The following is a 19,118-nucleotide window of genomic DNA, read 5'->3' on the forward strand; positions in this document are numbered from 1 at the left end:
GAAGGCACCTGAACCCATGCCGGTGGTGTTATAAAGCTCTCCCCTGACAGTTGTTTAACCCAACGTGCCCGAGCGAGCAACCCGAACACCTCCCACCGTCCCCGCGGCCAAGTTGCGGCGGATGGTCCTCGAGCGCCAGGGTCTGCTGAAACGGGAACCCTTCGGACGGGGCAAAGCGGCCACCCTGCGGGCGATCGAACAGCTCGGCTACGTGCAGATCGACACCATTTCCGTGGTAGCGCGCGCTCACCACCATGTACTGCGCACCCGGGTCAGCAACTATCAGCCCGAGCATCTGGAGAGGCTGCAGCGTGAGGGTCGTATATTCGAATACTGGTACCACGCCGCCGCCTACCTGCCGATCACCGATTACCGGTTCGCCTTACCGAAGATGCAGCGCATGGCGGCGAAGGCCGATCGCTGGGTCAGAAGCCGCAACACCGGGCTGCTGCAGGATGTGCTGGCGCGTATCCGGGAAGAGGGTGCGCTGAAAGCCAGGGACTTCGACGCGCCCGACCACTCCGGTGGCGGCTGGTGGAACTGGAAGCCGGCCAAAGGTGCACTGGAGCAGCTCTTCATGCAGGGCGACCTGATGGCGGTCGGTCGGGATGGCTTCGAGAAGATCTACGATCTCACCGAACGGGTGCTGCCGGCCGATGTTGACACAGGCGCGCCGTCCGAGCGGGAATTCGTGGCTCACCTGCTTGACGCAACACTGAGAACACAGGGCTTCGCCACCTCACCCGCCGTGCTCTATCTGCGACCGGGTGCGAGTCTGCGCACAACACTGCAGCAGATCCTCGAGGAGCGTGTTGCCGACTCGATACTGGTTCCGGTGCGCCTGCCGGATGGCAGTCCGGCCTTCGCGGAACCGGAACTGCTGGAGAGGCGCGCACCGGTTTCCAGCAACCGGGTCAGCATCCTCTCGCCTTTCGACAATCTGGTGATTCAGCGCAAGCGCACCCGGACGGTTTTCGGCTTCGACTACCAGGTCGAGTGCTATGTGCCCGAGCATAAGCGCCGCTACGGATACTTCTGCCTGCCGATTCTCTATCGGGACCGGCTCGTCGGACGGCTGGACTGCAAGGCTCATCGCCCCGAGGCAAGACTCGAGATCCGCGATCTGTTTATCGAAGACGATGCCCTGCGTGTGCGGGCACCTGCGGAGTTCCTGGCAGCGCTGCAGGATGGGCTGGATCGATTCGCCCACGACAACGGATGCGCACCACCCGCCCTGCCGGCGAAGGCCCGCTGGCGCGCCGCGTAAGCCCGGGTGAACGGTTGACTCGACAGATCGGGCAACTGTTCTAGAGTTCCCTTTGCGCAGGGATGCAGCACAGGGACGTGCTTCCGGGGTCATGGACGACCCGCCGCAGCTGCGCTCCCCTTGGTCCTCTTTCGCGCCCTTCAGATCTGCCGGCTGCGGCCGCTCCAGTATGGCGTGCGCACGACGCGGCGCTGAATCTTGCCGCTGGGCAACCGCGGCAGATCTGCCACGAAGTCCACCGATCTCGGGCATTTGAAGGCCGCAAGCCGGCTCCGGGCATGGGCGATGATGGCATCGGCCAGCACCGGCGTCGGCTCGTGTCCGGGGCGCAACTGCACGACGGCCTTAACCTCCTCACCCCATTCTTCATTCGGCACTCCGACCGTGCAGGCATCGAGCACTGCCGTGTGTTGCAGCAGCACTTCGTCGACTTCCTGAGGGTAGATGTTCACACCGCCGGAGATGATGGTCTCCGCACTGCGTCCGTTGAGGAAGAGAAAACCGTCTTCGTCCACATAACCCATATCACCGAGGGTGAACCAGTCGCCGCGGTAGGTTTCCGCCGTCTTGTCCGCAGATTTGAAATATTCAAAACGACCCACTTCGGGTGCGCGGAAATAAATGCTGCCGGTTTCGCCCTGGGCGACTTCGTTGCCCTCATCGTCGAGGATGCGGGTGTTTTCCGGTGTCGGCGTCCTCCCCACACTGCCCGGTTTACGCAGCCAGGTGGCGGAATCGATGGTGTAGTTGTTACCGCCTTCGGTGGCAGCGTAGTACTCGTTGATCACCGGACCCAGCCACTCGATCATCGCCTGTTTCACATGTACCGGACAGGGTGCTGCGCCATGCACCACATACTGCAGGCTGGAGATATCGTACTTCTGTTTCACTTCATCAGGCAGCTGCAGCAGCCGGTGAAACATGGTGGCCACCATATGGGTATGGGTTACTCCATGGGTTTCGATCAGACGCAGGGTTTCCTCAGCATCCCAGCGGTCCATCAGCACCAGCGCGGCCCCCGCATTCAGCGGCGCGCTGACATTGAAGGCCAGAGGGGCTGCGTGATACATGGGTCCGGTACACAGATTGACGGCGCCGGGACCGCCACCAGCCTGGCTCGCCACGGTGGCGCGCGCCACCGGCTGTTGTCGACGGTACACGCCTTTGGGGCGCCCGGTGGTGCCTGAGGTGTAAAGCATGGTGCCACCCCGGATCGGATCGGGAATGTCGCCGTCATCGAAGTCTGCAATCGCTTCGCTGAAATCCTCGAATCCGGGAATCGCACCGCCGACCGACAATCGGACTGAACAACCGGCCGCATGCTCCACCGCCGCGGTCGCGGTACCCAGGCCCGCATCGTAGATCACGGCCTTCGCTTCGCAGTTGTCGATGACATAGCCGGCTTCTTCGGCGGTCAGGTGAAAATTCACAGGGGTAAATCGCAGACCGCCCCGCAGCGCGGCTGCCAGCGCCTCGACAAATTCCGGCCGGTTGCGGCTCACTACCGCGATGGCATCACCCGCACCAACACCGCGCTGGCGCAGCATGCGCACGAGCTGATTGGCGTGGGCATTGAGTTCTCTGAAGGTCCGCTCGCCAAATCTGGAAGACAGGGCCGTACGCTCGGGCTGCCGGCTGGCGTGATAAGCCAGGGCCATTCCCTGCTCCAGAGCCTGGTCAAGTGCATTCGGTGTTTCTGTCATAGGACTCCCCTTCCCATCAGGTCCTGGCCTGATTCTAGTGGATCGCCTGACTGTTTTTCAGGATTCCGTGTTCTACAGTTCAAGCGCTGTCTCGGTACCCCGATGACTGGCCATCTTCAGCACACCGTCCTCTTCGAAAAGCAGCAGGCCGTCGAGGTATGCCACCGGCGCTTCATCCAGCCGCTCGCCGAGCAGCTGGTGTCGCAGCAGATGGAGGCTCATGTCATGGGACACACAGACATCGAGCTGATGGTCGGCAACCGGCGAGCGCAGTTTTGCCGCGAGTACAGTGGCGAGCAATCGCGCAGCAGACGCAGGCTGCATCATCGCATCGGCAGGTACTCCGCCTGCAAACCACTGAGCCATATAAGGCACCAGTCCGCCCGCCTCGCGCATGCCTTTCCACATCTTCATCTGATCCAGCGCATAGAACACTCCAAGCGCTTCCAGCGGGCGGTGCCGGGTGATCGCACCGCCGCGGGCTTCATGACCCGCCAGTACCAGCTCCGCGGTTTCCATGCAGCGATGGGGTGGGCCTGCATAACCACGCAGTGTCAGCGACTTCGGCAGCCGTTCTCCCAGGCGACGCGACAGCGCACGACCTTCTGCGGTGAGCGGATTCTCCAGATCATGTCTGCCCGGCTCATACTCCCGGGCCGAGTGCCGTATCAGCAGCAAACAGCGGCGGACACGGCGTCCAAGAACCGCTGCAACCAGATCAACGCTGGCATCGCCGAATTCACCCAAGCCTGCCTCCCTGGTCATCCATACCTAGAAATAGTAAACCCAGCGCAGATACCCCTGAATGGCACCGCCGGAGGTCAACGCATCGCCCGCAAGCGGTACACCGCCGAATTCCTCACCGGCACGACCCAGGGACAGGACAACACCTGCATCCGCCCGGGAGTGATCATTCAGATCGTAGGTGAGCTGACTCTGCACAAGAGCGCTGCCATCATGGAGATTGGTGATCAGGGTAAGAGACTGGTTCCACAGCGCGTGCCATTCCAGGTTGCCTGTGAGCGCCAGGTAATCACGCATCAGGTTGAATACCTCACCCCGGGCAAGCCGTTCGGTCAGCGGATCAGGTAATGCCAGCGGGGTCAGGGGTAGAGACTTCACCCCGAAGTCGTTGTGGTAGTACTCGGCCGCCACATAGGCGACCCGTTCATTGACCGTGAAGCTGTAGTCCAGGTTCAGAATCCCCGATACCTTCCAGTCTCCCTCATCGAGCCTCGTCGCGATGATGTCACTGCGCAGCAGCGCGCCGCCCAGGGGCATCCGCCAGGAGACACCGAACACCTGATCCTCGTAGTGCTGACCGCCAACGAGTTCCAGCTCACCGGAGCCGACGAACCTGTGCCACTTGGCGGCTGCGCTGCTGGCACGATGGCTCACGTCGCCCTCGAAGTCACGACGCGCGACCGCGAGCAACTGCAGATCGCTGCCATCGCTGAACAGTTTGTCGAGCAGAATCAGATCATCACCGGATTTGTAGTCGCGATCGACGGTGGTCGGGGCAAAGGGGCTGAACAGATCCATCGGCTGGAATACCTGGCCATTACCCCAGCTCACCGCCTGGCGGCCGACGGTCAATCCCCAGCTGGTACCGTTGTACTGCATGGCCATGCGGTCAATGCGGTGCAGCAGTTGATGGCTTGCGCCCGAGTCGAGCACCCAGGTCAGATCCATCAGCCTTCGATCATCATTTGTCACCGCCTGATCCAGCACCGCGCCGGAATTCACCTGAAACCCGTAGGAATCGCCCCCGGCGACAATCGTCGAATGGTGGGCCAGCCAGGTGAAGTTACCGCTCTCATGGGAGAGCATCAGCCGGGTATCCGCCGTGTAGTCGTACGCCGGTGTACCGTCCTGAAGTCGTTGTGCATCTGTGTCGATCAGTGCAGCACCCGCACCGAAGACTTTCACACGGGCATCAATTTCGACACCGGCAGCGGGACTGAACCAGCCCCACAACAGCAGCAGTAGCGACTGCCAGCGCCAGCTTCCGGCAGAAAGGATCATGATGGGGTTGCGCTGTCCTCGATGATCTGCCCATCCCGCAGCCGTACCTGCCGTTTCGCATAACTCATCACCTGGGGATCATGGGTGGCAGTGACAATGGTCACCCCGTGATCTTCATTGAGCGTGCGCAGCAGCTCGAGCAGCTCTCTGGTGGTGCTCGAATCGAGGTTCGCACTCGGCTCGTCCGCCAGCAGGAGTACGGGTTTCGTAACAATGGCCCGTGCCACGGCCACCCTCTGCTGCTGGCCACCGGACATCTCACCCGGGCGACGGTCCGTCATCCCTTCCAGGCCCAGTTCTTTCAGAATTGCAATAGCACGCTCTGCGCGTTCTGCAGCCCCTACACCCTGCAGCTGCATTATGAACTCCACATTTTCCCTTGCAGACAACACCGGGATCAGGTTGTAAGCCTGAAACACGAAACCCATCTTCAGTAATCGCAGATCGGAAAGCTCGCTCTCACTCAGCTCGTTGAGTATCTGACCGTCCACCTGCACGGTGCCCGCATCCGGCCGATCGAGACCGCCGATGATGTTGAGCAGGGTGGACTTGCCCGATCCGGAAGGGCCAGCCAGACTCACGAAATCTCCTGACTTGACCTCAAAATCAACATTCTGCAGGGCTCGTACCGGCACCGAATCATCCTGGTAGATTCTTGAAACACCGGTGCAGCGGACGACTGTATCTGTCATTTTCTGAGAGCCTCCAGAGGTTTGATTTTGACCGCGCGCCAGGCGGGGTAGAGGGCAGCCAGCACGCCGAACACCAGGCTCAGTGACGCCACGAGTATCATGTCGGCGGTCAGCACGCGGGGTTTGAGCACACTGCTCATGCCGGCCATCTCGATGCCTTCCGCCCAGTCGGCCAGGTTGATGCCTTCGCCCAGCCACTGGGTGGCCAGCAACCAGCCAAGACCGAGGCCGAGGGCAACGCCCGCGCTCATGATCAGCGCAGATTCGAGCATCACCTGCACGATGATCAGACGTGACTGCATACCCACCGCCCGTAACACTCCGAACTCTCTGATCCGTTCCATGACAGCAGTGATCAGCGTATTGACCAGACCGAAGATGAGTGCACCCATCATGACCAGAAACCATATGAATATGGCGCTGTCGGCAAAGATGAACATCGCCGCCGCCTGAGGTTCGAGCTGCTGCCAGTCGAGCACATCCAGTCCGGTGAAGAAGCTGGTCAGCGTCGATCTCAGATTGAGCCCCAGCTTCTGATCATCAGCCTCGGTGGTCAGCTTGATGGAAACCTCCGTCACCACTTCCGCATCGACCATCTTCTGCAGCGTCGCTACCCCCGTGAACACGAACTGCTTCTCGAGCCCGGTGCCTTCTGCATCGAACAGACCGGCAATCCGGAATCCCGATTCCCGGTTCTTGCCATCGATGCCCTGGGTGATGATGACCAGCCGGCGGCCGATTTCGGTCTCCAGCTGGCGCGCGAGCTCCTTGCCGATCAGCACCCGATTATCCTCAGGTCCATTGAGCATTTCTCCCGTGTGTGCCACATCACCCAGGAAGGAGATGTTCTCCTGTTTCGGATCCACACCGACAAACTGGATGCCCCGGGTTTCCCGCTCACTCATGATGACCGCCGGAATGCGGATGCGGGCAGCCCAGCCGGCGAGCTGATCGGCAGGAAAATCAGGCTGCCAGTTCTTCGCCAGCTCAAAACTCTTCTCGATATTCGGATCATCACGATATCCGGGCGCCAGAATTTTCAAGTGGCCGGTGAGATTGGCCACGGCTGATTCCCGCATGTCGAACTGCATGCCGCGGATGAGACTGTTGGTCACGGTCACTCCCGCAACAGCGACGACGATGGCTGCCAGCAGCATGGCGTTGCGTCGCCGGTGCCGGAACAGGTTGCGACTACTCAGCTGAAACAGAAGCTTTAACGGCATGCATTTTCCTCAGACTTTTCCATCCGACTTCCGCAGCTGCCAGGGAACCTCTGCATAAGCAGCAACACCTCAGAGGTTTCCTAGGCCCGAGCACGCAGTGCCTCGACCGGACGCAGCCGGCGGATCTTCAGCATTGGAATCAGCGCAGCGAACTGCGTGCCGATCAGCATGATCAGGGCGGCAGTCACTGCCGCATTCATGCTGAAGGTCGGGTACAGGCGGTCGGGCATGTTGAATTCACGCAGAATCTCATCCGCAGCACCCGGCAGCGGCATGCCATAAATCATCAGCGGCACAATGCACAGCAGACTGAATCCGAAACCCAGCGCAAGACCCAGCGCCGCCATCCAGAAGGACTCAGCCGCAAGTTGCAGCATGATTTTACCCGGCCGCATGCCGATGGCAGTCAGCATGCCGAACTCCGGCGTGCGCTCGAACACCGTCATCATGAAGGTGTTGACCACACTGAAGGTGACGATGATGGTGATCACCGCGAACATGAGCCGGGTGCCTACCCGCTTCAGCTCGATGTACTGTTCCGCCTCCGGCATCAGCGTGCGCCAGCCCAGCACCGCCCAATCACTCTCCGATCCGCGAACCTGCCGCAGTCGCAACAGATCAGCGGCAACTTCTTCGCTCACCGCGACAGAGTTCGCGAGCACCACCACGCTGTGGGCTTCGGTGGGACCGAGGCTCCAGCCCGTCCGGAAATCACTGATGTCGATCTGCAGCAGTGAACGATCGAGTTCCGCCTGGCCGCTGGTGAACAATCCCACAACCTCGGCAACGGTGGCAGCCACGCCCCCCTCCCGCGCGGTACCGAGCATTACGACTTCATCGCCGACTGCAAGTCCCAGGTTGCGGGCGAGCACGGAGCCGAGCAGAGCCTCTCCGGGCCCGGCCAGGTAACGTCCGGCACTGACCATGCCAGGCAGCGTGGACCATCGAGCTTCTACCACCGCGTCCACTCCCTGAACCTGGGCACCGAAACTGCGCTCGCCATGGGACACCAGCGCAAACCCCTGCGCCCGCGCCGACGCGTTCACAACACCGCTGCTGGATCTGATCGCTTCCAGCAGCTGCGGATCGGCATCGATGCTGTACTCCATGCGGGGATCATCGAGGTAACCGGGATGCTGAAGTTGAACATGGCCGAGTGCGAGGCGCGCGCCATTGTCGATCATGGTGGCGAAGGTACCTTCCTGCAGGCTCTGGGCAAAAACCAGCATCCATACTGCGAAGGCGATGCCGGCACTGGTGAGCCAGGTTCGGCGACGATTGCGCCACAGGTTGCGCCAGGCCATCGCACCTACAACGCTCCGACCACCGCCGGTGACAGGCGCAGCCGCAGGGGTATCCATGCTGGTTTCCGCCATCGCGAATTCCCCTCAGGTGCTGCGGAGCGCTTCCACAGGCCGCAGCCGATGGATGCGAAGTGCTGGAATCAGAGAGGCGAACTGAGTCGCCAGAAGCATGATCACCGGCGCTGTGAGCAGTGCTTCAGTTGAGAATGCCGGGTAAAGGCGCGAGGGCATGTAGAACTGCTGCGCGTAGTCTTCCAGCGCCTCACCCAGATAGATACCTTCTTTCGCGAACCAGCCGACAAGGATCGATGCCAGCAGCAGCCCGATCCCGACACCGACCAGCCACTGAAACAGAGACTCCCACTGCAGCATGGCGATGATGCGCCGCGGCTTCATGCCGATCGCCAGCAGCATGCCGAACTCACGGGTGCGCTCGAACACGGTCATGATGAAGCTGTTCACCACACTGAAGGCCACCAGTCCCATGATGATGCCGTACATGATCTGTCCGGAGAGCCGGTCGATTTCGATACTCTGATAGAGATCGGGCATCACCTCAGGCCAGTCCCGCGCGATCAGTGCGGCGGGTAGCTGCGCCTGAATTGATCCTGTAATGCGCTCACTGTTCGCAACATCGTCCACTCGAACAGCGAGGGTGTGGACTTCGTCGTGCAGACCAAAGGCATCCTGCACCACATCAAGGTGCGCCAGCAGCAGAACCCGATCGAGATCTGTTATCCCCGATTCCAGCAGACCGGCGACCCGCACAACCATCGCAGCCACACCACCTTCCTTACCGCTGCCGAGAATGATGACTTCGTCACCCAGAGCAACGCCCAGGTTTCGTGCCAGGACCGTGCCCAGCAGCGCCTCTTCGGTGGCTGTGATGCCGTGACCCGACTTGAGCATCTTCGTGATCCGCACTGTCCTGGCTTCGGCATCCACGTCGATGCCTATCACCTGGGCGCCAAAACTGCGTTCGTCCGCCGAAGCCAGGGCGAAGGTTTCCACGCGCGGCGCCACTGCGATCACACCGGGAATCGAGGCGATCCCGGTAACAAGCCCCGAGGCTTCCGCCATCGTGTCTTCGAATCTGCTGTCTGCGACAAATTCGCGGCTCTGCACCTGAATGTGCCCGCTGATCAGCGTGGTCGCGTTGTCGATCATCACACCGTACTGGCCGAGCTGAAAGGCCATGGTGAAGACCACAAGGAGCACAGCGAAGGCGATACTGCCTGCAGTGAGCCAGGTGCGGCGCCGGTTACGCCAGAGGTTCCGCCAGCCGATCCGGACACTCAGAAAGCCCTGGAAGGCAGGCTTTACAGGCGCGAGTTCCGCAACGGTCTCGCTCATGTCAAAACTCCCTCATGCAGCGCGGCCCTTTACAGAACCCATGACATGAGCCCCGCTACTCATGGAGCGGCCCCACTCTGCAACGCATAAACCGTGAATGTGCGGTCTTCTAGTGCGATGTCGAATTGCGCTGCGTCGTAGCTCACCTCGGTGTAGTGATCGACTTCATCGAGTTGAATCATGCGCATCCGCACACTCATCGTCCGACCCCCGAGCTCGGCGATTTCCAGCGTTTCCAGTCGTTTGAGTGGCACCATTGCCTGATCGTAAAACGTCTGCGAGATCAACACGTAGTCATCGCGCAGTACCAGCTGCTCCTTGCCCCAGACCACGGGCGAGTCATCATGCGGGATCGCCTCGATCGTATAGATCCGATGGCCGTCCTGCTCAACCGAATCCGCAATGCTCAGATCGTAGTAGCGCAGCATGTCGTCGGTTTTCGACAGATCGTTATAGGAAAAATCCGAACCCGCCCAACTCTGCGACATCAGGCTGTACGGCAGTCGAATGGTGCGGTTGAGCTTGGGGGTGTAGGTCCACATCTTGTCGCCCTGTTTCAGGGTCGCATTGCCGGCGTCCCGGGCAGGCGCGGTAAAGCGGATCAGCGCGTCCTCGCGGCCCCGTGTCCAGGAAACGAGTGATGAACTCCGCTCCCACTCGGGGCGATGCACCAGCATCGACATCTCCATGTAGGACGTCCGTCCGCGGATCAGGTCCAGGGCACCTGCAACCAGTTCCCGGGCACCCGGCTCCCGGACACCCGGCTCCTGGACATCCGGCTTCCGGACTTCCGGTTCATCGGCACTCTGCGCCGCCGCGACGCGCATGGGACTGGACAGGGCGGCGCCAACTACGAGTAACGCCCACAGCAGGACATCACGGACGTCAATCGGGTGGCTGGAGCGACTTCGGCGCATTGATCCCTCTGGTAACACCCTTCGAAAAAGCATACTCTCCCCAATTATTGATCTTGTCAAAATTAAATTGATGGCTACGACCCGACTCGACGAACTGCCCTTGCGAGAGCGCAAGAAGCAGCGCGCCCAGCGCGACATCCTGCGAGCCGCGCGGGTGCTCATCGACCGTCACGGCTATCAGAAGACCAAGATGCGCGACATCGCCAGCGTCGCCGAACTCAGCTACCAGACCCTCTACAACTACTTCCCGACCAAGGCCAGCATCCTCGAAGCCATCCTCTCCACCGACATCGCAGATATCTCTGTGAAGATCGCCAGACGCATCGACGCCTACGAAGGCGGTCTGCTCGCTACCCTGAGCGCCATCAACCGGATTCGCCTGCAGACCCTGGGCGCGCCCGAGCAGCGCGAGCTGTGGTGGTTCGTTGCCACCGAGATCTGGAACAAGCGCAAATCCGGCTCCCGCATGATGTCGCTGGTCGATCAGGCGGCTGCAGAGGAAATGATCGCCCGCCTGCTGCACCGCTCCCAGCGCTCCCGGGATCTGATCGCCGGTGTCGACGTGCGCCTGCTCGCGGAAACACTCAACAGTCTGGCGGAACAGTGTCTTTCCAGGTTTCTCTACGAGCCGACGCGCGACCTCGACTCTACCCTCGCCAGCCTCGACGCCCAGATGGAAATTCTTCTGCGACCTTATCTGACCCGGCAGTCCTGACCGCAGACGCTTGACCCGATGGCGGCCTCAGGCAGGCGACGGCCTGACTCAGGACGGGCTTTTTCGGACATACTGACGCCCCGCTCTTGAAACCTGGAGTCCGGTGTGACCATCAGATGGGGCATCCTAGCCACCGGCCGTATTGCAACTGCGTTTGCAGATGCCGCAACCGCCTCTGTCCACAACGAGCTGCACGCTGTAGCAAGCCGCTCCGAGGAGCGTGCTCGACGCTTTGCGGACGGCTACCCGGGTATCCGCAGCTACGGCAGCTACTCCGCACTGCTGGAAGATCCCCTGATCGATGCCGTGTACATCGCCACCCCGCATCCTGCGCATGCACAGTGGACGCTGCGTGCACTCCGGGCAGGCAAGCACGTCCTCTGTGAAAAACCCCTCGGCATGAACCATCCGGAAGTGATGGCAATGGTGGAAACCGCCCGCCGCAACGGACGCTTCCTGATGGAAGCCTTCATGTACCGCTGTCATCCCCAGACCCTCAGAATTCAGGCGCTGCTCGCGCAAGGCGCCATCGGCGAACTGCGCCACATCCAGGCCAGCTTCGGCTACCAGGCGTCCTTCGATGCGGACTCCCGCCTGTTTTCCAACGAACTCGGCGGTGGCGGCATTCTCGATGTGGGTTGTTATCCCGTCTCGGCGGCCCGTCTGTTTGCCGGTGGAGAGCCCCGCAATGTGACCGCGGGAGGCCATCTGGGCAGCACGGGAATCGACGAATGGAGCGCAGCACAGCTCGAATTCACCGGCGGCCTTACCGCCCAGGTGGCCACTTCGGTAAGTCTCACCCTCGACAACTCGCTGAATCTCTACGGCAGCAGCGGACGCATCCATGCGGCCAATCCCTGGCTGTGCGCGGATGCCAGGGGCAACTGGCATTTCGAGCTGCACAGGCAGGGGCAGCCGATCGAGCGCATCGAAGGTCAGTCAGCCGGTCTTTACGAACTGGAGATCGACCACGTCGCGGAATGCCTGTCCGCCGGGCTGCAGCAGTCCCCCCTGATGGACTGGCAGGACAGCCGTGACAACGCGGCAACCCTCGATGCCTGGCGCAGGGCCATCGGTCTCGAGTACCACCTCGAACGACCGGACAGCCACCGGGGCCCCCTGCTGGCGCCGGTGGCCGTCACGCAACCGGCCAGCGCCGGCCGCATTGCGCACCTCGATAAACCCGTCTCACGGCTGGTGATGGGCTGCGACAACCAGCCCTCCATGAGCCATGCGGCAGTGATGTGGGACGACTACATCGAGCAGGGGGGTAACTGTTTCGATACCGCCTACATCTATGGGGGCGGATCCATGGAGCGCCTGCTGGGCCACTGGCACCGGCAGCGCAACCTGCGTGAGCAGATCGTCATCATCGGCAAAGGCGCCCACACCCCGGACAACGCGCCGGAATTCATCGCACCCCAGCTGGACGAGAGTCTGCAGCGTCTGCAGACTGACTACGTGGACCTGTACTTCCTGCACCGGGACAACCTCGACATTCCGGTCAAGGAATTCGTGGATGCGCTGAACGCCGAGCGGAATCGTGGTCGTATCCGCGCCTTCGGCGGATCCAACTGGACTCTGCCCCGCATCCGCGCCGCCAACGAGTACGCAGCTGCCGAAGGCCTGCAGGGTTTCACGGCAGTTTCCAACAACTTTTCCCTGGCCCGGATGGTCACGCCGATCTGGCCGGGTGTGGAAGCCGCCACCAGTGGCGAATTTCGCGCCTATCTGCGCAGCAATGGCATCGCCCTGCTGCCCTGGTCCTCCCAGGCGAGGGGATTTTTCACCCCCTGGGCGGAGAGCGTGATCAACGCCGCAGGTGCCCGGGAGGGACGGGCACTGACCAGTGTCGAACCGACCGAGGATGAACTGCGCCGGGTATGGTTTTCGGAGGCGAATTTTGAACGCCGCCGCAGAGCGGCGAGCCTGGCCAGAGAGAATGGCGTGGACCTGATCCAGATTGCACTTGCCTACGTAGCGCAGCAGCCGTTCGCCTGTTTCCCTCTGATCGGTCCCCGCCAGCTCAGCGAGACACAGAGTTGCTTCGCGGCGCTGCAGATCGAACTCAGCCCGGCGCAGCTGAACTGGCTGGACCTGTCGGACCGGGGAACCTCTGATTGAGTATCAACGCCTCAGAGCTTCTCGCAGCCGCTAACGGCCGCGCGGACCGTGCCTTCCTGTGCCTTTTCCGCGCAGCGAGACCACGTTGTCTGCCTTGACCATATCGCGCTTTTCGGAAAAAGCGATTTCCCAGGTAAAGGTATTCCTGCCATCGCGGAGAAAACCGCGCAGCCCGATGCCATCACTGATCGCGAACAGACTGAAGGTGGCATACACGGATTCCGCATCGTTCCACAGCAGTCCGAGGTTGGGCGCGCTGTCCAGCTTGGCACTGCCGGTCAGCACTTCTGCCCCCACCTGGATACGCAGGGAATAGGTGCCGACTTCGTTACCCGCCACCCGGATAACAAAGTCACGCGCACCGCCGCGCTGGGACTTCAGGGACGCATTTATCAGGAAGGCGCCGGTGTCCCGCTCGACCCGGGCATCGCACTCAAGGGTTTCACCCAGACTGAATCCTTCAACCAGCAGACTGCCGCGTCCCAGCCAGTGTCCCGCGCGCAGCAGCATCAGTGCGCTCCTGGTGCGGCTGAAGGCGAGGTGTCAGCCACTGGCGCAATGGCAACCGGAGCTCCAACCGCTTCAATACAGCGGGGGTCTTTGTGACGCGCATTATTGACATGAGAAGACACGGGCACCGCCTCCAGAGTTTCCGGAATCCCGGAACCCAGCAGATCGGCAAAGTCCGCGTTGTCCGGGTCGAGCCAGGCTCTGGCACCCGCCATCGAGAGCATGACCGGTTGTCGGGTATGCACAAACTTCATGCCTTCCGCCGCCGGTGCAGTCAGCACAGCAAAGCTCTCCAGAAGTTCCCCGGATTCTTCATTGACCCAGCGATCCCAGAGTCCGGCGAGCAGCAGTCCCTCATGCTCGGTGGAATGAATGTAGTAGGGCAGCTTCTGACCCGATGTCCGCACCCACTCGTAGAAGCCGCTGACCGGGACCACACAGCGTCGTTTCCGGAAAGGTTCTCTGAACGCCGGCGACTTATGTGCGGTCTCGGACTTGGCATTGAACATGCTGTATCTGGTCGACGGGCCATCGGACCAGAACGGCGTGAGCCACCAGCGCATGGGCACCAGTTCGACAGCACCTGACTCCCCCTGCCGCAGGACCTGAATGGTTTCCGTGGGGGCTGCGTTGTAGTTGTCCGGTCCCGGGTGGGGCAACTGCACCAGTTCCATCAGCAGGATGGTGAGCGGATCGGCGTTTACATTGAATCGACCGCACATGACAGAGCGCCTCAAGTAATCCGGTACCGCACCGGTGCCCTGCTGGCGTCCACCAGGCGTGCTTCCCCGCCGGCCAGTCCAGCGCAGCCAGAGCCGCGAACCCGGCAGGACCGGCTATGCGCCTGGCAACAGCAACAGCCCGCTGCAAAAACGCCGGCGAGTTCCGGGATCTCGTCTCTCTTGCTGGGCTCAGTGCGTGGCATGGGCAATCTCCGGGATCAGTCGGTCAGGAGATGGTAGACGCTATCGACACCGGATGCCTAGGAAGCCCGGGGTGCCCGGGAAGCCTCGAGAGGAGGCTCGCTGGAGATTTGCGTTTCAATCGACATTGGTTGAGCATCGCGCGGTTTTCTCACCCGCGGTTACCCCGGTACCGCACCCCGGCAGTCAATCACCGCACCATGAAACCACCGATCGCCCATCGCCAGGAATATACCCGCACCGTCCACGGTGTCATCCTCAGTGACCCTTACCACTGGCTGCGGGATCCGGCTTATCCGGAAGTGACGGACCCTCGGGTGATCGAATATCTGGAAGCTGAGAACGCCTATTTCCGGCATGCCATGGCGCCCCGGCAGGCGCTGGTGGAACAGTTGTTCGAAGAGATCAAAGCCCGTCAGCCGGAGGAGGATGAGTCCGTACCGTTCCGTGACGGCATGTTCTGGTACCGGTGGCGTTTCGAGAAGGAGGCTCAGTACCGGCAGTGGCTGCGGGCGCCCGTCCACGCACCCGATGACTGGACCATCATTCTCGATGAGCCCGCACTCGCAGCCGCCCACGATTACTTCGTGCTGGGCGGGCTCTCGGTGAGCCCCAGCGGCCGTTACCTGGCCTGGAGTGCGGACACCAACGGCAGCGAACGTTTTACCCTGCGCATCATCGATCTCGAATCCGGCGATCCGGTCGATTCGATGATCGAACTCACCCTCGGTGCGCCCGTCTGGGCAGCAGATGATGAGCATCTGTTTTACCTGAAGGTCAACGACGCCTGGCGTCCGTACCAGGTGCGCAGGCACCGGCTGGGAACAGCGGCAGCAACGGACGCCATAGTCTACGAAGAACAGGATGAGTCCTTCTTTGTCGGGATTGATGAGACCCAGTCCCGGGCGTTCATCATCATCTCGACCGGTGATCACACGACTTCCGAGTTACGGCTGCTGCCGGCGGCGCGACCACTCTCGGAACCCGAACTCATGAGCGCCAGGCATACGGGCCACGAGTACCACGTCGATCATCGGGAAGGGCTGTTCTACATTCTCAGCAACGACACCCACCGGAACTTCCGTCTGGCGACCGCACCCGACACCAATCCGCACCCGGCGCACTGGCAGACACTCATTCCAGGCAGCGACACCCACTATCTCACCGACCTGCTCTGTTTCCGGAATTACTTTTTCCTTTCCGAGCGGGTGGACGGGCTCGATCAGATCCGGGTGTTCGACCACCAGGGCATGAGTCACTACGTGGAGTTTCCGGAAGAAGCCTACGATGCCGAGTTCGGCGCCAATGCGGAATACGACGCGGATCAGCTGCGTCTCACCTATCAGTCGATGGTCACCCCGGGAACCATCTACGATTACGATCTGACAACCCGCGTCCTCAGCCGCCGCAAGACCCAGCGCATTCCCAGCGGCTATGAGGCAAACCACTATGTCACCCACCGGCTGCACATCACTGCACGCGACGGCGTCGACGTGCCGGTGAGTCTGGTGCATCGAAAGGATCTGCAGGTCGGACCACAGACGCCACTGTTCCTCTACGGCTACGGCGCGTACGGCACAAGTATCACTCCCGGATTCTCAGCCAGCCGCCTGTCACTGCTGAACCGCGGCTTTGTCTATGCCATCGCCCACGTCCGCGGTGGAGACGATCTCGGCTATCACTGGTACGAAGATGGCAAACTCGACAGGCGCACCAACACCTTCAACGATTTTGTCGATGTGACCCGGGGGCTGATCGACAGACGCATCACCGGCCGCGGCCGTATCGCCATTGTCGGTGAGAGTGCCGGCGGTGAACTGGTGGCGGTCGCGGTGAATCAGGCACCGGAGCTGTTTGGTGCCGTGGTCGCCCATGTCCCCTTCGTCGATGTACTCAACACCATGCTGGATCCAACCCTGCCGCTCACACCCATCGAGTGGCCGGAGTGGGGCAATCCCATCGAGGATGCTGCTGCGTTTGAGCTGATCCGCTCCTATTCACCGTATGAGGGCCTGCAGGCCCGGGACTATCCGCCGATGCTGGTCACCGCGGGACTCAACGATCCCCGGGTAACCTACTGGGAGCCTGCCAAATATGTCGCCCGTCTGCGGGAGCTGAAGACCGATGATCAGATTCTGCTGCTGAAGACCAACATGGAGGCCGGCCACGGCGGCCGCTCGGGGCGCTACGATTCGCTGCGGGAGACTGCGGAGGAATATGCGTTCATTCTCAGTTGTCTGCGGGGCGACTGAGCGCTGGAGTCGGCTCATCGGGGCCGATTTCGGAGCAATGATCGAGTCTGGGGTGGAGAGGGAAAAACCAGTGCGGGAGCGCCACGCGTGATGCAGGTGTGAGGCAGGAATTGAGGATCATCTTCTCCAAGCGCGGGATATTCCGACTAACAGCGAGAAGTACAGTTACGAAGTTCGGAAAAATTTACCAGGCGAGGGCGAGGACGGGCAATACCGGGCCGTGTAGCGAGGCCGAGTACGGCGATTTGACTCGTGTTCCTGCACGAGGCAAATCGCTAAGCGAGGGTACAGCGGAGCTGCCGAGCGAGGCCCGGTATTGCCCGTCCTCGCCCTCGCTCTGATCAACCTGCTTCCGAAATTCTTAACCGAACACCTGGATATGGTGGGGGTACAGCCCGGTGCTGCTGTCAGCGAACGCTTTCCAGCCTTCGCTGCCGCCGAGTCTTGAGTTCGTTCGCCTGGGACATGCGTTTCTTAATGATGTTCTGAACGACCGCGACTGTGGTCCAGTCATGCAGCATCAGTCGCTGACAGCTTTCGCACTCTGCCTGGCGCGATTGCATCACCAGCGACAGCAGGCCGCTGTAGGGCATGCGTGAAATGTGATTGCAGTGCGAGCACTCCAGGCCTACTGCGGGATCGATGCCGACATAATCCATGGCGATCCGAACTCCTTTTTCGAATTCCCTCATCCTTGCTGCTGATTGTAAGAGAGTCGTAACCCGCGGGAAGTCCGGGAGTCCGGAACTGTGCACTGGCGCACACGCCCAGTGTGCGCGTACACCTGGGTGCGCGCACACACCTCAACCCGGCATTCGATCCCTGAGCCCGTCACGGAAGCCGGGCGCGGCGATACTGATCAGTGCTTCTGCACGTGCCGCAACCGAACGGCCATCGAGTTTCGCGACACCGTATTCCGTGACGACCAGATCCACGTCCGTGCGTAACGCGGTCACCAGTTCCACCTTCGGCACGATCCGGGAGATGGAGCCGTCCCGCGCGGTGGCATTCATGGCAACAATGGATCGACCACCCCGGGATGCACGCGCCGCCCGCATGAAATCCACGCTGCCACCGGTACCGGATATCTGTCTGCCGCCCGCATACTCCGCATTGACCTGGCCGAACAGATCGACCTCCACCGCCGAGTTGATGGACACGAATCGATCGAGCTTACGTATCGTGCTGATTTCATGGGTATGATCCGCACCCCGGAAGGCCACCTCCGGCGTGTCTGCCAGCCAGTCGATGAGTTCACGGCCGCCCAGGGCCATGCCGGTGATATGAAGGCCGCAGTCGATCTGTTTACGCATGCCATTCACATTGCCTGCCCGGATCAGCGCCATGCCGCCGTCGTCGATGATGCCACCGTGCAGACCCAGATCACTGTGATCACCGAGTGCGGCCAGAATCGCAGCCGGAATCGACCCGATGCCCGTCTGCAGGCAGTCGCCGTCCCGAATGAGTCCGGCAACCTGTGCGCCGATGGCGAGCGCGGCATCGTCCATCGCCGGCTGCTGCATTTCGTACAGCGGCCGTTCTGATTCCACAATCAGATCAAAGCCATCGGCGTCCACCAGCGGTGCACCGGCGGGTGCTGTGAAGCTGTGATTCAATTCCCCGATCCGAATTTTCGCAGCAGCAAGTGCCGCACCACTGAAATCGGTCCCGGGACCCAGCCGCAGCCTGCCCTGTCGATCCCGGGCGAGCTGCACCATGGCCACATCCACCCGCTGGCGCAGATAGTCGAACACCGCGCGCATCTGCATGGGCACGAAGTCGAGCCGGGCCGGGTCCGCCCTGCGCAGTGCGGGCGACATGAAGAAGGTTTCCATCCGGCAGGTGGAGGAAAGCCGGGTGAAATCCACACTGTTGTAGCCCGCCAGCGGGAACTGGATGAAGGTGAGCTGCTCAGGCAGCGGCAGCGCCGTGAGCTGATCGAGCAGCGTCGTGGGCTCATTGACATTGCCTGCCACCCAGATCCTCTGGCCCCGGGTGAGCAGTTCCTGCAGTTGCGGCATCGTGCGATGTTCCGTATCTGAAATAGCCATTGTGCCCATGGGTCGAGCCGATGTGCGAGCATATCGGGCCATGAGAACTCTCACCGAAC

16 protein-coding genes are annotated in these 19,118 nt (G+C 61.4%); 4 read left to right on the forward strand and 12 right to left on the reverse strand.

Features of this window, described 5'->3' with window-relative positions:
- Nucleotides 1-121 precede the first annotated feature (121 nt).
- Nucleotides 122-1,267, forward strand: coding sequence for a crosslink repair DNA glycosylase YcaQ family protein (locus tag R3E82_12505; protein MEZ5551705.1), 1,146 nt, complete (start codon nucleotides 122-124; stop codon nucleotides 1,265-1,267).
- Between the two features lie 140 nt (nucleotides 1,268-1,407).
- Here R3E82_12505 and R3E82_12510 read toward each other — a convergent pair whose 3' ends face one another.
- From R3E82_12510 to R3E82_12545, 8 genes are all read right to left on the reverse strand, one after another.
- Nucleotides 1,408-2,970: an AMP-binding protein gene (locus R3E82_12510; GenBank protein MEZ5551706.1), complete on the reverse strand. Its 1,563-nt coding sequence runs from the start codon at nucleotides 2,968-2,970 to the stop codon at nucleotides 1,408-1,410.
- A gap of 72 nt (nucleotides 2,971-3,042) precedes the next feature.
- Nucleotides 3,043-3,717: a histidine phosphatase family protein gene (locus R3E82_12515; protein MEZ5551707.1), complete on the reverse strand. Its 675-nt coding sequence runs from the start codon at nucleotides 3,715-3,717 to the stop codon at nucleotides 3,043-3,045.
- 24 nt (nucleotides 3,718-3,741) lie between these two features.
- A complete protein-coding gene (locus R3E82_12520; GenBank protein ID MEZ5551708.1) occupies nucleotides 3,742-4,995 on the reverse strand; it encodes a hypothetical protein in 1,254 nt (417 codons plus the stop codon).
- Nucleotides 4,992-5,687: an ABC transporter ATP-binding protein gene (locus R3E82_12525; protein MEZ5551709.1), complete on the reverse strand. Its 696-nt coding sequence runs from the start codon at nucleotides 5,685-5,687 to the stop codon at nucleotides 4,992-4,994. The genes R3E82_12520 and R3E82_12525 overlap by 4 nt, the downstream gene beginning before the upstream one ends.
- Nucleotides 5,684-6,910, reverse strand: coding sequence for an FtsX-like permease family protein (locus tag R3E82_12530; protein MEZ5551710.1), 1,227 nt, complete (start codon nucleotides 6,908-6,910; stop codon nucleotides 5,684-5,686). The genes R3E82_12525 and R3E82_12530 overlap by 4 nt, the downstream gene beginning before the upstream one ends.
- Nucleotides 6,911-6,990: 80 nt before the next feature.
- Nucleotides 6,991-8,286, reverse strand: coding sequence for an FtsX-like permease family protein (locus tag R3E82_12535; protein MEZ5551711.1), 1,296 nt, complete (start codon nucleotides 8,284-8,286; stop codon nucleotides 6,991-6,993).
- A gap of 12 nt (nucleotides 8,287-8,298) precedes the next feature.
- Nucleotides 8,299-9,567: an FtsX-like permease family protein gene (locus R3E82_12540; protein MEZ5551712.1), complete on the reverse strand. Its 1,269-nt coding sequence runs from the start codon at nucleotides 9,565-9,567 to the stop codon at nucleotides 8,299-8,301.
- Nucleotides 9,568-9,626: 59 nt separating this feature from the next.
- On the reverse strand, nucleotides 9,627-10,484 hold the full coding sequence (locus R3E82_12545; protein ID MEZ5551713.1) for an outer membrane lipoprotein-sorting protein: 858 nt from the start codon (nucleotides 10,482-10,484) through the stop codon (nucleotides 9,627-9,629).
- 70 nt (nucleotides 10,485-10,554) lie between these two features.
- On the opposite strand from R3E82_12545, the gene R3E82_12550 reads away from it, so the two are divergent.
- Together R3E82_12550 and R3E82_12555 are read left to right on the forward strand one after the other, a co-directional pair.
- Complete coding sequence (locus R3E82_12550; GenBank protein ID MEZ5551714.1) at nucleotides 10,555-11,199, forward strand: helix-turn-helix domain-containing protein; 645 nt, start codon at nucleotides 10,555-10,557, stop codon at nucleotides 11,197-11,199.
- Between the two features lie 105 nt (nucleotides 11,200-11,304).
- Complete coding sequence (locus tag R3E82_12555; GenBank protein ID MEZ5551715.1) at nucleotides 11,305-13,323, forward strand: aldo/keto reductase; 2,019 nt, start codon at nucleotides 11,305-11,307, stop codon at nucleotides 13,321-13,323.
- A 30-nt stretch (nucleotides 13,324-13,353) separates the two neighbouring features.
- On the opposite strand, the gene R3E82_12560 is transcribed toward R3E82_12555, so the two are convergent.
- The gene (locus R3E82_12560) at nucleotides 13,354-13,833 is read right to left on the reverse strand and encodes a hypothetical protein (GenBank protein MEZ5551716.1); all 480 of its coding nucleotides are present in this window, start codon (nucleotides 13,831-13,833) and stop codon (nucleotides 13,354-13,356) included.
- A complete protein-coding gene (locus R3E82_12565; protein ID MEZ5551717.1) occupies nucleotides 13,833-14,555 on the reverse strand; it encodes an SOS response-associated peptidase in 723 nt (240 codons plus the stop codon). The genes R3E82_12560 and R3E82_12565 overlap by 1 nt, the downstream gene beginning before the upstream one ends.
- A 401-nt stretch (nucleotides 14,556-14,956) precedes the next feature.
- Here R3E82_12565 and R3E82_12570 point away from each other — a divergent pair, with 401 nt between their 5' ends.
- On the forward strand, nucleotides 14,957-17,008 hold the full coding sequence (locus R3E82_12570) for a S9 family peptidase (GenBank protein ID MEZ5551718.1): 2,052 nt from the start codon (nucleotides 14,957-14,959) through the stop codon (nucleotides 17,006-17,008).
- A 407-nt stretch (nucleotides 17,009-17,415) separates the two neighbouring features.
- Here the strand turns inward: R3E82_12570 and R3E82_12575 are convergent, their stop codons facing one another.
- A complete protein-coding gene (locus R3E82_12575; protein ID MEZ5551719.1) occupies nucleotides 17,416-17,700 on the reverse strand; it encodes a hypothetical protein in 285 nt (94 codons plus the stop codon).
- A gap of 111 nt (nucleotides 17,701-17,811) precedes the next feature.
- Nucleotides 17,812-19,101: an acetyl-CoA hydrolase/transferase C-terminal domain-containing protein gene (locus R3E82_12580; GenBank protein MEZ5551720.1), complete on the reverse strand. Its 1,290-nt coding sequence runs from the start codon at nucleotides 19,099-19,101 to the stop codon at nucleotides 17,812-17,814.
- Nucleotides 19,102-19,118: the final 17 nt, after the last annotated feature.

The organism is Pseudomonadales bacterium, from assembly GCA_041395945.1.
GTDB lineage: Bacteria > Pseudomonadota > Gammaproteobacteria > Pseudomonadales > Azotimanducaceae > SZUA-309.